General features: G+C 45.1%; 15 protein-coding genes. 11 read left to right on the forward strand and 4 right to left on the reverse strand.

Annotation, left to right across the window (positions count from 1 at the left end; translation table 11 throughout):
* Positions 1–140 precede the first annotated feature (140 nt).
* From XMM383_RS02140 to XMM383_RS02150, 3 genes are all read left to right on the forward strand, one after another.
* A complete protein-coding gene (locus XMM383_RS02140; RefSeq protein WP_173494441.1) occupies positions 141–1,505 on the forward strand; it encodes an 8-oxoguanine deaminase in 1,365 nt (454 codons plus the stop codon).
* 9 nt (positions 1,506–1,514) lie between these two features.
* Entirely contained in the window at positions 1,515–2,009 is a 495-nt protein-coding gene (gene gpt / locus XMM383_RS02145; RefSeq protein ID WP_173494442.1) for a xanthine phosphoribosyltransferase, read from the forward strand.
* Positions 2,010–2,215: 206 nt separating this feature from the next.
* On the forward strand, positions 2,216–3,250 hold the full coding sequence (locus XMM383_RS02150; RefSeq protein ID WP_173488854.1) for a diguanylate cyclase: 1,035 nt from the start codon (positions 2,216–2,218) through the stop codon (positions 3,248–3,250).
* On the opposite strand, the gene XMM383_RS02155 is transcribed toward XMM383_RS02150, so the two are convergent.
* The gene (locus tag XMM383_RS02155; RefSeq protein ID WP_173494443.1) at positions 3,247–4,677 is read right to left on the reverse strand and encodes a sigma-54 dependent transcriptional regulator; all 1,431 of its coding nucleotides are present in this window, start codon (positions 4,675–4,677) and stop codon (positions 3,247–3,249) included. The genes XMM383_RS02150 and XMM383_RS02155 overlap by 4 nt on opposite strands.
* A gap of 24 nt (positions 4,678–4,701) precedes the next feature.
* On the reverse strand, positions 4,702–5,100 hold the full coding sequence (locus XMM383_RS02160; RefSeq protein ID WP_173494444.1) for an Hpt domain-containing protein: 399 nt from the start codon (positions 5,098–5,100) through the stop codon (positions 4,702–4,704).
* Positions 5,101–5,306: 206 nt separating this feature from the next.
* On the opposite strand from XMM383_RS02160, the gene XMM383_RS02165 reads away from it, so the two are divergent.
* From XMM383_RS02165 to XMM383_RS02190, 6 genes are all read left to right on the forward strand, one after another.
* Positions 5,307–6,971 carry a SpoIIE family protein phosphatase gene (locus XMM383_RS02165; RefSeq protein ID WP_173494445.1) on the forward strand — a complete coding sequence of 555 codons (1,665 nt, stop codon included), beginning with the start codon at positions 5,307–5,309 and terminating at the stop codon, positions 6,969–6,971.
* A gap of 97 nt (positions 6,972–7,068) precedes the next feature.
* Positions 7,069–7,662, forward strand: a complete 594-nt coding sequence (locus XMM383_RS02170) for an AAA family ATPase (protein WP_173494446.1) — start codon at positions 7,069–7,071, stop codon at positions 7,660–7,662.
* A gap of 73 nt (positions 7,663–7,735) precedes the next feature.
* Positions 7,736–8,080 carry an STAS domain-containing protein gene (locus XMM383_RS02175; RefSeq protein WP_173480961.1) on the forward strand — a complete coding sequence of 115 codons (345 nt, stop codon included), beginning with the start codon at positions 7,736–7,738 and terminating at the stop codon, positions 8,078–8,080.
* 3 nt (positions 8,081–8,083) lie between these two features.
* Positions 8,084–8,590, forward strand: coding sequence for a hypothetical protein (locus XMM383_RS02180; protein WP_173494447.1), 507 nt, complete (start codon positions 8,084–8,086; stop codon positions 8,588–8,590).
* 8 nt (positions 8,591–8,598) lie between these two features.
* A complete protein-coding gene (locus XMM383_RS02185) occupies positions 8,599–9,081 on the forward strand; it encodes an OmpA family protein (RefSeq protein WP_173494448.1) in 483 nt (160 codons plus the stop codon).
* Positions 9,082–9,093: 12 nt separating this feature from the next.
* Positions 9,094–10,257: a WecB/TagA/CpsF family glycosyltransferase gene (locus tag XMM383_RS02190; protein WP_173480964.1), complete on the forward strand. Its 1,164-nt coding sequence runs from the start codon at positions 9,094–9,096 to the stop codon at positions 10,255–10,257.
* On the opposite strand, the gene XMM383_RS02195 is transcribed toward XMM383_RS02190, so the two are convergent.
* A complete protein-coding gene (locus tag XMM383_RS02195; protein WP_173483974.1) occupies positions 10,202–10,675 on the reverse strand; it encodes a hypothetical protein in 474 nt (157 codons plus the stop codon). The genes XMM383_RS02190 and XMM383_RS02195 overlap by 56 nt on opposite strands.
* Positions 10,676–10,858: 183 nt before the next feature.
* On the opposite strand from XMM383_RS02195, the gene XMM383_RS02200 reads away from it, so the two are divergent.
* Together XMM383_RS02200 and XMM383_RS02205 are read left to right on the forward strand one after the other, a co-directional pair.
* Positions 10,859–12,055 carry a glycosyltransferase gene (locus XMM383_RS02200; protein WP_173483975.1) on the forward strand — a complete coding sequence of 399 codons (1,197 nt, stop codon included), beginning with the start codon at positions 10,859–10,861 and terminating at the stop codon, positions 12,053–12,055.
* An 8-nt stretch (positions 12,056–12,063) separates the two neighbouring features.
* Positions 12,064–13,299, forward strand: a complete 1,236-nt coding sequence (locus XMM383_RS02205) for a hypothetical protein (protein ID WP_173480968.1) — start codon at positions 12,064–12,066, stop codon at positions 13,297–13,299.
* A gap of 34 nt (positions 13,300–13,333) precedes the next feature.
* On the opposite strand, the gene XMM383_RS02210 is transcribed toward XMM383_RS02205, so the two are convergent.
* Positions 13,334–14,317, reverse strand: a complete 984-nt coding sequence (locus tag XMM383_RS02210) for a hypothetical protein (RefSeq protein WP_173480969.1) — start codon at positions 14,315–14,317, stop codon at positions 13,334–13,336.
* Between the last annotated feature and the right edge of the window lie 123 nt (positions 14,318–14,440).

The following is a 14,440-nucleotide window of genomic DNA, read 5'->3' on the forward strand; positions in this document are numbered from 1 at the left end:
TTATTGTGCTAAAACCTAACCAAGTGGTCAAATAAATAAACTGACCTTGAAGTTAATTTTTATTTGATTTTTGAGTCAAATATTGGGTTCAATAGACGACTATTTTTCAATTATTAACAAGCTTTGAGATCCGCCAAAGTATGACAGACAATCTTCGCATCTGGTTATCCAATCCATTAGCCATCTACACGGGAAACGATGAGGATGCTTCTGGCGGTATTGTTGTCAGTGGCAAGACGATCGTAGAGCTGGTTGCCAAGGGTGAAACACCCGTTAATATTGATCAAACGATTGATGTCAGTGATCAGGTTCTGATTCCCGGTCTGATTAACACCCACCACCATTTCTATCAGACACTGACTCGCGCACTGCCCGCAGCGCTCAATAAAGAGCTTTTTCCTTGGCTTCAGACGCTCTACCCTGTCTGGGCCAATTTAGATCCTGAGGTTCATCGTGCCGCCACAAAACTGGCACTGGCCGAGTTACTGTTGTCCGGCTGCACAACCGCTTCTGACCACCACTATCTGTTCCCAGCCAATCTCACTGACGCCATTGATCATCAGATCGAAATTGGTCGTGAGATGGGTGTGCGTATGGCGATGACCCGAGGTTCTATGAGTCTTGGCCAAGACCAAGGTGGATTACCGCCTAATACCGTGGTTCAAACAGAAGATGAGATCTTGCAGGATTCTGAACGTCTGGTCTCCCGCTATCATGACAGAGAACCCTATTCGATGTCACAAATCGCCTTAGCACCCTGTTCTCCATTCTCGGTAACGACCGAGTTGATGCGTGACACAGCCAGTCTGGCCAAACAACTCAATGTACGACTCCATACCCACCTAGCAGAGACCATCGACGAAGAGAACTTCTGTGAACGCTCTTTTGGTATGCGAACGGTAGATTACCTAGAGTCTGTTGGTTGGCTATCCAGTAACACTTGGTTGGCGCACGGCATACATTTTAATGACGAAGAGATTGCCCGATTGGGTAAGGCTGGCGTCGGAGTCTGTCACTGCCCAAGCTCGAACATGATGCTCGCATCGGGCATTGCTAAAGTGAAGGAGCTTGAAGCGGCCGGTTCACCCGTGGGGTTGGGTGTCGATGGTTCTGCGTCGAACGATTGCTCGAATATGATTCAAGAAGTTCGCCAAGCCATGTACATCCAGCGCCTGCGTTACGGATCCTCTGCGGTCACCCATTTTGACGCCTATCGTTGGGGTACCAAAGGCTCAGCACAGGTATTAGGCCGTGACGATATTGGTGAGCTCGCGGTGGGTAAAGCTGCCGACCTAGCTCTATTTAAGCTTGATGAGCCGCGCTTTAGCGGTGCACACGATCCATTAGCCGCCCTGCTGTTGTGTGGGGCGCATCGCGCAGAAGCCGTTATGGTGAATGGCGAGTGGCGCGTTAAGGCCGGTGAGTTAGTCGGTCAAGATATTGAACGGATCATGCATGAACATAAAGAGGCTGCAAATACACTTGCGGCTCCTGCGATTTCTTAGGAGAAGATAATGACACCCAACAGCAAAGACTTTCCCGTAAGCTGGGATGAACTGCACCGAAATGCACGAGCGCTGAGCTGGCGCCTTCTAGAACAAGGGCCTTGGAAAGGCATTATTGCCATCACTCGCGGCGGCTTAGTACCATCAGCCATCCTAGCTCGAGAGATGGATATTCGTATGATCGATACGATCTGTGTCCTTAGCTACTCAAACTCAGACACTGGTGAAGCTTCTGTTCAGGGGCAGATAGAAGTACTTAAAGGCATAGAAGGTGATGGCGAAGGGATGATTTTGGTCGATGACCTGGTTGATACCGGCCGCACCGCAAAATACGTTCGTGAAATGCTTCCTAAAGCGCACTTTGCAACACTCTATGCAAAACCGGCTGGCAAACCACTGGTTGATACCTTTATTACTGAGGTCAGCCAAGATACTTGGATTCGTTTCCCTTGGGATATGGTGCAAACCTTTGCACAACCACTATCAGAAGTTATCGATAAGTAACTGATTTTAAATAAAGTATTATTTTGTTTGGACGTTCTGTTTTACATAAATAAAACGTCTAAAAAAATCCTGCAAAATCAAAATCCTCTGCTAGGCTTAAGCTTTCATTATGTTTGGAAGGGTTTTGTATGGGTTTTAGTTACCTAGTTTCCTGCCTATCTTTGTTACTCATTAGCCAACCTCTTTGGGCTAATGAGAGCTCTCTAATGGCTGAGATAAGACTCCACCCCGTCATCTTTTTAGTCTCTGTTACCCTTATCATCATTGTGCTGGCCACAATGACTCGAACCCTGCAGCTACTTCGTTCACGTGGACATAAGCAGTTTAGACAGCTTAAGCGTGAGCGTCACAAGACACAGCGACATCTTGCTATCATCGACAAACATATCTTAATGGTGAATACCGATCCAAACGGCAAGGTGACTAAGGCATCTAGCGCCTTTTGCGATCACACGGGATATACAAAAGAGCAACTTAAATCAGGCACATTAGCTCGTTTAATTCCAGACGAAAACAGCGCACGCCTTTTGCAACAACGATATCAAGAGGCAAGTCAGAAAGGGGGCGTGAGTGTTGAGACCCAAGAGAAAAATGCCTACGGTGGACTCTATTGGGTCAAGCTTCAGATCGAGCCTCAATACGACCGAAACGCTAATCTGATTGGATTCACCGAGATTCGCGAAGACATTTCGACTCAGAAAAAACTGGAAGAGCTATGGATGACGGACCAGTTAACCGGTCTCTACAATCGTTCGAGGCTAGATGAGCTATTTGAAGCAGAGCTGCGACGTGCAAACCGATACGGCACTCAATTTTCGTTGTTGCTGTTAGATATTGATCACTTCAAACAGATCAATGATACCCACGGGCATCTTGTAGGCGATGACGTTCTCTATGCTGTCGCCAAACTACTTCAGAATAATATTCGTGATGTGGATATATTGGGTCGCTGGGGCGGTGAAGAGTTTATGCTGATACTTCCCAACACCAACCAATCTGAAGCGTTGATTCTTGCAGAAAAACTTAGAAACACACTAAGAGATCACCCATTCACACCCGTGAGTAAGGTAACGGCTAGTATCGGTATCAGTAGTTTTATTGCCGGTGTCGAAGCAGATGAGCTATTTAAACGGGCGGATGATGCGCTCTATCGAGCCAAAGCAAAAGGAAGGGATCGGGTAGAGTTAGGCATGGTCAGCATACCTAACCCTAATGAACAGAGTCGCGATCGCAGTGCTTAACTCCAACCCTTTATTTTGCGGTAGAGTGTAGAGGGGCTAACCTCAAGTAACGCGGCCGCTTTAGGGACATTGCCTTTACAGAGTTTGACGGCATTTTCGATGATTTTTCGCTCTAATACATCCAGAGGTTCAATCTCGTCTAAACTCTGAGCCATCACTTTTGAATAGGGTTTAGACTTCTTAGAGGATTTAATCGTTTGAACCTCTACTGGCTCTTCTGTTTTGACGGGTTGGGGTGCCACAATCTCCTGCAGCGAATTCAACGGAGCTGGGAAATCGGCTACACCGACTGTACCCCCTTCGTTTAAAACGACGACGTTACGAATCACATTCTGAAGCTCGCGGACATTGCCCGGCCAGTGGTACTCCAGGAGTCTACGCTTAGCTTCATCTTCAAAGCCCTCGAAATACTTGGTCTCTTCACGCGCGTAACGGTTAAGGAAGAATTCGGCAATCATTAAAATATCATCACCGCGATCCCGTAACGGCGGCAGGTGAACAGGAATTACATGCAGGCGATAGTAGAGATCCTCTCTAAAACGACCCGCTTGCACCTCAACCAGAGGGTCTCGGTTCGTTGCGCAGATGAATCGGACATCGACCACCTCATCTGAATTACTGCCCACTTTCTGGATAATGCCGGTCTGAATGAATCGTAGCAATTTGGTTTGCAAATCAAGACTCATTTCACCAATTTCATCTAAAAAGAGTGTGCCACCATTAGCCTTACTGGCTGCACCTTCACGATTGGCACTGGCACCGGTAAATGCACCCTTTACATGACCAAAGATCTCACTCTCCATAAGATCTTTAGGTATTGCAGCACAGTTTATCGCAACGAAAGGGCCTTCAGAGCGAGCGCTCTGTTTATGCAGGGCTTCTGCAGTGAGCTCTTTACCTGAGCCACTCTCCCCTGTCACAAAGACAGATGCCTTACTGGGGCCCGCACGCTCGATAAGATGATACATATCTTGCATCGCAGGACTGGCACCAATAAAGCTATGGAAGGTTTCACGCTCCCTCTTCTCTGCCAAATCGACAGGAGCAAAGTTGAGTTTTGCCACCTGTGCAAATGCTGAGCTGATCGCTACCTTTAGTCGACGCGCATCAAAAGGTTTTTCTAGAAAATCATAAGCGCCTAAACGAATGGCATCGACGGCCACATCGATCGACCCGTGCGCAGTCATAATAATCACCAACGACTTAATCTGATGCTCAATAATTCGTTTAAGAAGCTCAAAGCCATCACCATCAGGCAGGCGCAGATCCAGAAGAACGACCTGATAGACCTTGGAATCAAGTGCGGTGTGAGCTTCAGCCAGTGTTGCGGCGGCATCAACTAGTACCCCCTCCTTCTCAACGTACTGTGCATAGATACGTCGCAGACTGGCACTGTCTTCAACAATTAATACTTGATTCTGAGACATCAGAAATTTCCTCAATTAACTTTATTATGCCGATAGCGCTGATGAAAAACGGTTCAACTCTGCAAGGACAGATTCCAGCTGCGAGGATACAGAAGGCACAAACTGATCAACCGTCGCTTGATCTCCAGATATGGCTGCTTTTTCTATGCGCTCAGCGGTAGAACGAAGCGTTTCAGCACCAAAGGTTGCTGAGGTACCTTTCAGTGAATGTGCTTCGATACCTAAAGTCGCTAAATCATTTTCAGACATCGCTTTACTGATGTTTTCTAAACGCTGTGAAGATTCTGATTCAAACACTTCGATAAGGCTTGGCAAAAAATCGATCGACGTGTCCTCTAAAAGACGCTCCAGTACTGCAAGATCCAGTACTTCAGAAACCTTTGAAGCAACCGCCTGATCCATTGAATCGATGATTTGTCCCATTTAACTATCTCCTTAAAATAACCCTTCTAAACAGTGAAGGTACAACAGGAGAAAGCAAGGTCCATGCCAACTCTTCTTACTGCTTATAAAAAGATCTATTCATAGTGATTCGCAAAATGCAAAAAGTCTAGATATTTGATTCAGAGCTGTTGGCACGGTTTGTGCTTACCCTCTTGCAATACGAACTAAATAAACCGAGTTTTAAGATGAATATTGCAGTATCAGCGAAGATTAGCGAACAAGACCATTTTGATATCAATAGAATCCTAATGGTTGATGACAGCCCTACCGAACGAGCTCGCCTTGGCGCGATGTTAAAAGACCTAGGCTATGAAGTCGTTGAAGCCTGTGATGGTAAAGAGGCACTCGCACTGTTAGAGAGAGACCAGTTTCAATTGATCCTCTCAGATCAAGTGATGCCAGAGATGGATGGCAAAACACTCTGTCGCACTCTGAGAAGTGACGATCGATACGGATCACCCTACGTCGTTATGCTGACCGCAGAGAATGATCAAAATGAGCTGGTCACCTGTATGGATGCAGGCGCGGATGATTTTTTGCGTAAACCCGCTGTTAAAGAGGAACTTCGTGTACGGCTGGCTGCAGGTTCGCGGTTGGTAAGCATGCGTAAGAGTGTCACCGACCAGAACGAGCAACTTAACGAAACCGTGACTGCACTGGAAGCTGCACAGAAGCAAAATGAGGAAGAGTTGCAATTTGCGACGCATCTTCAAGAGGAGTATGTGCCAAACAATCAGTGGTTATCACCCACCCTAGAACTCGCTACACACTTTAAAACAGCACGTGGCATTGGTGGTGATTCGATGGGATTTGTTACCACCAATAACAATCAAGTGCTCGTTTATCAGATCGACGTAATGGGTCACGGTGTTGCATCGGCAATGCTCTCCTTTACCCTACAAAATGCCATTCAGCAGATGCTGGGGTACTACATCAATCAGAGCGTCTTGCCACCGCTGCATCAAATTGTTCGTCGATTGAATGAGCGCTTCCCGAGTGAGCGTTTTTCAGGCCTCTACTTCACTATGTTCCTTGGCATGATAGATGAACACGCCAATACCCTAAGGTACTGCCAAGCAGGACACCCTCACCCCTGCGTGTTAAGCGAACAGGGTGATATGATGCAGATAAGCCGCGGCAGCTTTCCAGTTGGAATGTTTGAGTTTGCCGACTTTGAAACACGATCACTTCCCTTTTTACCAGGTTCTTCATTACTGTTAAGTAGTGATGGACTGTTTGATATTGTTGATGAAACAAACTCAGCCATAGGCCGCAATGCGATTGAAAACATACTGAAACGTGAACGCAGTAAAGATGCCGCAACTCAGTTAGATATCATTAAGCAATTTGCCTATGATTGGGGTAACCAAGAGACCCCAGAAGATGATGTATCGGTCATGTTGATTAAACGCTCCTCGGAAAACAACCAAGAGACAGAGTTGAACGTCCAGCCATTTCTGACCAGTTTACGCCCTACAGAGAGCGACGTAGAAAATACACTGGATCGTATCTATCTTCACTTAAAGCTGCTTAATACCGATGATCTAATCCTCTCTAAGGTACGAACCGCGCTAGCTGAACTACTGAACAATTTTGTTGAACATACTGTTTGGCCTGAAGATTACGCGGAGCTTCCAATAGAGATCATCACAACGACCTCTAAAAGCTGGATTGAGTTCAATATTCAAGAATATTCCGTTGAGCTTCCTCATCTATGCCCACCTAAGCCCTATTCAGGTGAATCAGAGTCAGGGCGTGGCCAACACATAATGATGAGTTGGATCGATCAAATCAGCTGTAAGCGTGCCAATGATGCAAACCTATGGCGACTGCGTTTTAAAAACAGCTAATAAAGTCACTCAAAATAAGCCGCATCTATTGCGGCTTATTCATTTCCAGCACTGATCTCTCTATAATCTGAGCACATTTTGAACCGATGGAATTGACGTGAAACCTCTTTTGATTGCCGTTGCAGGTGCTTCAGGATCTGGGAAAACCACCGTAGCTAACGCCCTGTTGCAGGGCATTCAATCACAGGGATTAACGGCCACGCTGTTTAGCCAGGACAATTTTTACAACCCTATTGGCCACCCGCTCAATAATTACGATGAGCCTCAAGCGCTAGAGCTTGATCTACTGGCCGAAAAATTACACGAGCTTAAACAGGGATTAGCAACTGAAATTCCAACCTATGACTTTGTCGTTCACAGACGCCAGCAAGAGACTCTGATCATTGAACCACTCGATGTGATCCTGGTTGAAGGTCTTTTTCTACTGTCACAACCGAATTTAGTCTCAGCCTTTGATGTCAAAATCTACTTAGATGTCCCTCAAGAGATCTGTTTCCAACGCCGTTTTGATCGAGACCAAATTGAACGTGGTCGTGAACCAGACGACATTCGTCGTCAATACAACGACCAAGTGCGACCTGGATTCGAACGTCACATTGCCCCATATCGCGATCAAGCCGATATTAGAATTGACGCTCTCCCCTCAGATGTAAAAAGTTTTATTAAAAATAGACTAAAACTGCCTCGATAATCGGAACAACCCCCTAAGTTGGCACACCTATTGCTAAGGATATATAGGTACATAATTAACTTAGGAGTTACCGATGAGTTTTACAGTCAGTTCTTACGATTCAGCTAACGTCGTTCACATGCCAGAGAAACTTACTATGGCCAATGCGAACAGCGTGAAACAGCAACTTACAGAGATGATCGATGAAGGAAAAACCAACCTAGTCATCGATTTGGCTGGTATGAGTTTTACCGATTCGAGTGGTTTAGCCGTGCTTGTTGCTGTCTACAAAAACATTCAAAAGCTGGGTGGTTCAGCGGTGATCTTGTCACCTCAACCAGCGGTGCAATCACTGCTGGAACTTACACGCCTGCAAGAGCTATTCGAGATCTATCAAGATCCGAATGCTGCCATTGAGCGAGTTAGCAAAGCGGCTTAACTGATGTACGAAGCCCTTCGTGAACACCTAGACTCCGCCGTCCTAACACTGGCGGAGTCAAAGGGATCAAAGCTACCCAATGCACTTATTGAGTCGCGCATCACCTCAATTATCTTCTATAAGGCGGCCATTGAGTTGATTGAACGGTTCAATAACGGACAGATGAACATCCTGGACACACTTCCAGAAGATGTCCGTCGTTCGCTCCTTACGCCCAACTGCATGATGAGTTATGAGCACTGGTTAGATGCCATTTCTAATCTGCATCTTGAGCTAGAGAAGGTCTACTACAGTGATACCCATTTAACGCACGAATCTTTGGCTAATATTCACCGCAATGCGATCGATATTGAGCAGTTTGTACTCAGTGCGCCCTTTAGCGGCAGAGCCAACCTGTTAATGCCGGGTTTAATAAAACGGGACCAAAAAGTTAAGTGTTTAGCGGCACCCTTTTTAGTCTTTAAGAGGCTAGGTTTACTGACCCCGTTGAAATCAGTTGTGAACGGATAGGAGTGATCATGAAAAAATATGACGGCCTCATGCTGGAGTCATTGGTCAGTTTACTCCTGTCTGGTTGCAGCCAACAACCGATACAAAACGAAAACGAGACAATCTATTTTTCGCACTCGTTGCCGAATATCGCCACGCCTTTACAGCCTCAAGCAGTAGTCAACATTGTGCTACCGATCATCTACTTCGCCAACGACAGTCATGAAGTGACGCCAACCGAAAGGGTCAAACTCAAAGAGTTTGTTAAGACACTGGGTGAGCAGCGTCCGTCAATCATTTTGAATGGGCATACCGATTGGAATCGAAGTGAACAATACAATGATCAACTGGGGTTAAATCGATCCGAGTCCGTCCTACTAACACTGGTTGATATTGGCTATCCAGCTGAAAAACTGGCCACAGCCTCCATGGGCGAATCCCAACCCGTTGCAAATAACCGAACCGAACAGGGCCGTCAACTGAATCGACGAGTCACTCTATCACTATTCTAATAGAGCCAAATCATGACACGAGAAGAAGCGATTGCACGTGATCTAACGCGAAATGTATGGACCGTTATGGGCCTGCCGTTTGACTGCACAACAGAGCAAGAGACGACAGATCATCTGATTGATGCGATGCTAAAAGAGGAGCGCTGCTTCTTCACTACACCGAACCTAAATTTTGCAATCACTGCACAAAATGATTCGCAATTTAGAGATTCAGTCATCAACTCAGATTGGGTGGTCGCAGATGGCATGCCGCTTATCTGGATTGCAAAAACTCTAGGGATTCCTTTGCCAGAACGCGTCGCTGGCTCTTCAGTGTTTGAAAGGGTTAGGCAAGAGTATCGAAACCCAGATCGCCCCATCCGAGTGGTCTTTTTTGGTGGCCCCGATGGTACCGCAGCTGAAGCGTTCAAAAAGATCGCATTAGACAACAGCAGCATGGAAGTCGTTGGTTTTTACAGCCCCGGCTTTGGATCCATGGATGAGATGAGCGACCCCAAGGTCATAAAACAGATCAATCAGTCAGATGCGGATCTATTAATTGTTGCGTTAGGGGCAAAACGAGGCCAGCAATGGATCGAACTAAACCGCCACGATCTTGATGTTCCGGTCATTTCACATCTCGGTGCGGTCATCAATTTTGTTGCAGGAACAGTAAACAGGGCCCCTCTTTGGATTCAACGCAGCGGTTTAGAGTGGTTATGGCGTATATGGGAAGAGACGAGTCTATTTAAGCGGTATTGGCATGATGGTCGTGCATTTATTTGGCAATACCTCACCAAAATACGTCCCTATAAAGATCTAATGCAGAAGCAGTCTCAGCTACCGCAGATACCTTTGGAGTTTAGTTATCTAAACGACTCAAACACCCTACAAATATCGGGTGATGCACTTCACAGAAACTTATCAAATCTTAGAAGTGCATTAATTGAGTTAATTGAAGAGGAGAGAGTTCGGGTAATCGATCTCAAAGGCCTATCTCGGCTGGATGGTTCATTCATCGCCCTGCTACAACTGGTGCAAAAGCAGATCAATATAAGCGGTCACAGCTTGACGCTTAAAAACCTTGATTCAGTTCATCTGCAACAGTTTGAATACGCTTGCGTATCTGATCAATTCACTATTATTCAACATCCAAGCCCAGTGGATGACGTTTCACTAGCGCCCACTCAATCATAGCGATCAATAACACCAGTGCAGTTGAGATAAGATAAACGTTCACCACCATTTCAAAATGGGTAAAAGGGTCTTTCTCTTGTAAAAACTCTACCAAAAAGATCACTGCGGCAATCCCAACTCCGGGCAACCAAGAGTAGGCTAGATTTCTTAGCAGTCGATAGAGTCTGAATCGAACTATCTTCTTAGAAGGGTTTATTAGGGCAAAGCAGAGGTAATAACTGAATGTGTGGAACGCGCCAACACTGAGCATCAGTAAGCCAAGGTAATCCAGATAGTAGGTTTCATAAATTGCCTTCCCTACAACGAATTCGATGCCAAAAAAGATAAGCAACAGCATCACCGATCTCATTAAGTATTCAACAATCAGCACAACGACCAATGGCTGATTCTTCAACTCACCAGCCTCCGCTTTTTCCATAGTCTGTAGATTAGACGCTCGAGGTGGTCCGATAACAGATAGATATCCTAAGATGAATAAAATTTTCGACAGAGCTCTCATCTAATTCCTCTCTATGTGGCACACAAATTGCTTTAACTAGCTGGGTGCAAACCCATTACTTGCCAAGTGATAAGCAATTTACAGGCCAACTTGAGAAATATTATGAGTAAACAGACACTGTTAATGATCAGCATAGAGCTTCCCTACCCCGCTAATAGCGGTGGGCGAGTCAAGAGTTGGAATATGCTGAAGTACCTAACCAACCACTACTCTGTTGCCCTGGCCTGCCCACTTAAATATGGGAGTGAACATGTAACTGAATTTTCGCAGTTGATAGATCTAGAGGAGTTACTCTTTGAAAGGGTTGAAGAACCACGTTCACCTAAAAACTTGGTTAAGAGCTATCTGAAATCGATCCCTCTTAATGTCTTAAGGTCAGGCTCAAAAAAACTGAAAGAGCGTATTGCAGAGATCGCGAACGATTACGAAATCATATTGGTAGATCACTACGAAGCAGCTCAATACATACCCAACCATTTTACAGGCAAAGTAATATTTCATGCTCATAACGCCACCTACCTAATGTGGGATCGTTATGGCAAAGAGGGTAATAATTGGGTTATGCGTACCATCGCAAATTGCGAAGCCAAACGCGTTGCAAAGTTTGAATCTGATGTCTGTCGTCGCTCTGATCTATTTTTTGCTTCTCCCAACGATATAGACAATCTCTCCAAAATCGGAGCAGACACCTCTCTAGCAAGAGAGACATACCACCTTGGGGATGATACTCAACTTGCTCTCCCTAGCATCAGATTTGAAGAGACAGAGAAGCGACTTCTCTATGTAGGCACACTCAGTTGGGAAGCCAATGTTGATGGCTTACTCTGGTTTATTGAACAAGTGTGGCCGGAGATAAAGGCCAACAATCCTAACCTGATTCTAGACATCGCAGGTGGTAATCCTGCACAACGTCTTGTCGACAGAGTTGCACAGATCCAAGACATTCACTTGCTAGGCTTTGTTGATGACCTAGAGCCACTGTTCAAACGCTCTCGTGTGTTTGTTGCACCACTCACATTTGGTTCAGGCATTAAAGTCAAAGTGCTCAACTCAATGTGCAGAGGACTTCCCATATCAACCACATCGGTGGGTGCCGAAGGCATAGATGCGGACCACTTAACCCACCTATGCATAGACGATACCGCTGCAGATATGGCGAACTCAATTGATCGCTTGCTGCATGATCAAAGGCTATGGGAGACACTGGAACAAAAGAGTCGTGAGCGGGTACGTGAAAAGTACACCTGGGATAGGGTTCTAGGTTTCATGGTCAACGAAATCAATCTGCTATCGGCTTAATCGACCCTGTGTTCATCTCGACTCGAGCCCTTATCACCTTTGCACTGGCTGTCATCTTCTATACAGCGTTTAAGGGTGCCTATTACTTTATGGCCAATAGATTACAGGAGGTCGGTTTTCTCCTAACCTTTATTCTATTTGGCTACTCTGCACTGGTTGCAGCACTGAACGTTAAAGAGCAAAACCTTCGATGGAGTTTTTGGGTGTTCACCACCCTGCTATTTGTGGCTTACACCTTTGTGCTACCGGCCTATCAATTCTCTGTGAATGCTGGTGTGTCAATGCTACCCAGCATGATGGCATCACGTGAATTTCTGATTGTGTTTATTGCCCCTACTCTCTACTTCTTGTACCGAATTGGTTACAAAGTTGAGGACATTAATAGAGTCGTTCTGTTGGTGTTTGCTGCCATTGTTTTTAGTTATGTATTTCACTATTTCCGTATCGATCTTGAAGCTGCCTACAACTCCTCTGACCCAACTATAAAAGGGATGACAACGCATGACGAGCATCGAGGATATCGATTAAAAGCGCCACAGGTAGCTCTATTTCTAACGACCATAATTTCAGCCTATCTAATGGTGACTTCCGAAAGCTTAAGAGCAAAATTGGGTTGGGGCATCACATTTTGTGTTTCCGTTTGGATATGGTCCATTATTCAAGCAAGAGCACCAACGGCAATGATGATTCTGGGTGTTCTTCTCTATCACCTATGGTTTGCAAGAAAGCCACGCATGGGATTGCTTTTCCTGGGTATGGCTCTAATCATTCCGCTTTATACACTGGCCATTCAACAATATTTTGCCGTTATGGAAGGGGCCGATGATGGTGTTCGCTATCGCTCCTACATGATTGCTCTTAACACTGTGATGGACCATCCATTTTTTGGATTTGGTCAACAAAGTGCAGCGACAATCACAGAGCAAGAGATCTTTTGGTATAAGTTCTACAGCTCAGATCTCGGTTTAATAGGTGTGGCATTTAAATTTGGCATAACGGGTGCTTTGCTCTATGTGGCACTGATGATCTATACACTCAAGAAAGCAGTGACTACCAACTGGTTAATTATTCAGCATACGGGGAAAGCTAACATATTTTTTGTTGCATCCATTGCGAAACTAATTACCGATATTTTCAACTCTTTACTGTCCGTGCACTATATTTATATCCATGGTCTAGCCCATGCATCAATAATCATTGCCCTGAGTGTCATCTATAGACTCGAGTATCAGAATCACAGATAGACACTATAGAAACTGGCGAATGCATAGAGAGTCTCTATTTATCAATCCACTCTTCAAAAGTCTGAGATGTAACCTCATCACCAGAAATGGGCTTTGCTTGAACCTTTCCAACTCGGGCTTTGTATTCAGAAAGTGCAGCGTTCATTTTTCTTAGAATGACGAGCCCAATTACAAAGAAGAGGCCTAAAAATAGCACCCCTACAAAAGCTAATACGGTCCACTTTTTTCGGCTCGGGTATGACTTGTAAAGCGGTGGATTAGCAGGCTGTATCATCTCAAAAGGATAATTCTCTCGAGCATGGATCATCGATTCGACACCCAACTGTGCTTCTAATAAACGATAAATAGAACGTTGCACTTCGATATTATTTACCTCACTCAGACGGCGTTCTAAATAGTCACGACGAGAATTCATTGTCTCTACAGAGCGCTGTTTAATAAACGCATTAAAATCAGCAAGGTAGTGATTAACAATCTCTGCAGAATAATCGGATGAGTGAGTGGTCGCATAAACGGTCAAGAGACCACTTTTTTCATCATGAGAGTGGCCAACGTGCTCTTCCCTAAAAATCTTAGTGGCAACTCGATAATCTGGAACAAACCCCTCACGAAATGAGGCAGATTCTGCATTCCATTCGTTGGGAAACAACATCGGCAGCAGTCCGCGCTTATCAATAAAATACTTTGTAAACTCAAAGCTATTTAACTTAGCTAACAAGCGATCAAGTTCATTACTAGGTGCAACATCAATAATGAAGTCGTGCTCTAATAATCCTAAGGCATCGCTACCTCGATAACTTTCTGGGGCTACGCCACCTGGATTTTCATTGATATTCACAGCCGCGATTCCTGATGCGGTAAACTTATCATCCACAAACTTTGATAAACCAAAGACAGCAGCTGCTGAAAAAATGGCCGCGATCAACAGACGATATTTCGAGCGGAGTACAGCGTCTAAATACTCTAAAAGATCCACCTGTTGATCGATATGAATAGGTGGTTCATTTGTGTTCTTCATAATTAATTACCCTTAAAAAGATAACTGACGCTTGAGGCTGATAAGGTCAATTTATAGAACAGATCGACCCAAGATTGTGTGAACTCTCGACCATTGATTCGATCGACACTCAACGGCACATAG

The sequence above is a fragment of the Marinobacterium sp. xm-m-383 genome (assembly GCF_013283255.1).
Lineage (GTDB): Bacteria > Pseudomonadota > Gammaproteobacteria > Pseudomonadales > Balneatricaceae > Marinobacterium_E.

Excerpts from the sequence above, each read along its gene's own strand:
- XMM383_RS02140 (WP_173494441.1), top strand. The coding sequence starts at position 141 with ATGACAGACAATCTTCGCATCTGGTTATCCAATCCATTAGCCATCTAC.
- gpt (WP_173494442.1), top strand. The coding sequence starts at position 1,515 with ATGACACCCAACAGCAAAGACTTTCCCGTAAGCTGGGATGAACTGCAC.
- XMM383_RS02150 (WP_173488854.1), top strand. The coding sequence starts at position 2,216 with ATGGCTGAGATAAGACTCCACCCCGTCATCTTTTTAGTCTCTGTTACC.
- XMM383_RS02155 (WP_173494443.1), bottom strand. The coding sequence starts at position 4,677 with ATGTCTCAGAATCAAGTATTAATTGTTGAAGACAGTGCCAGTCTGCGA.
- XMM383_RS02160 (WP_173494444.1), bottom strand. The coding sequence starts at position 5,100 with ATGGGACAAATCATCGATTCAATGGATCAGGCGGTTGCTTCAAAGGTT.
- XMM383_RS02165 (WP_173494445.1), top strand. The coding sequence starts at position 5,307 with ATGAATATTGCAGTATCAGCGAAGATTAGCGAACAAGACCATTTTGAT.
- XMM383_RS02175 (WP_173480961.1), top strand. The coding sequence starts at position 7,736 with ATGAGTTTTACAGTCAGTTCTTACGATTCAGCTAACGTCGTTCACATG.
- XMM383_RS02180 (WP_173494447.1), top strand. The coding sequence starts at position 8,084 with ATGTACGAAGCCCTTCGTGAACACCTAGACTCCGCCGTCCTAACACTG.
- XMM383_RS02185 (WP_173494448.1), top strand. The coding sequence starts at position 8,599 with ATGAAAAAATATGACGGCCTCATGCTGGAGTCATTGGTCAGTTTACTC.
- XMM383_RS02190 (WP_173480964.1), top strand. The coding sequence starts at position 9,094 with ATGACACGAGAAGAAGCGATTGCACGTGATCTAACGCGAAATGTATGG.
- XMM383_RS02195 (WP_173483974.1), bottom strand. The coding sequence starts at position 10,675 with ATGGAAAAAGCGGAGGCTGGTGAGTTGAAGAATCAGCCATTGGTCGTT.
- XMM383_RS02200 (WP_173483975.1), top strand. The coding sequence starts at position 10,859 with ATGAGTAAACAGACACTGTTAATGATCAGCATAGAGCTTCCCTACCCC.
- XMM383_RS02210 (WP_173480969.1), bottom strand. The coding sequence starts at position 14,317 with ATGAAGAACACAAATGAACCACCTATTCATATCGATCAACAGGTGGAT.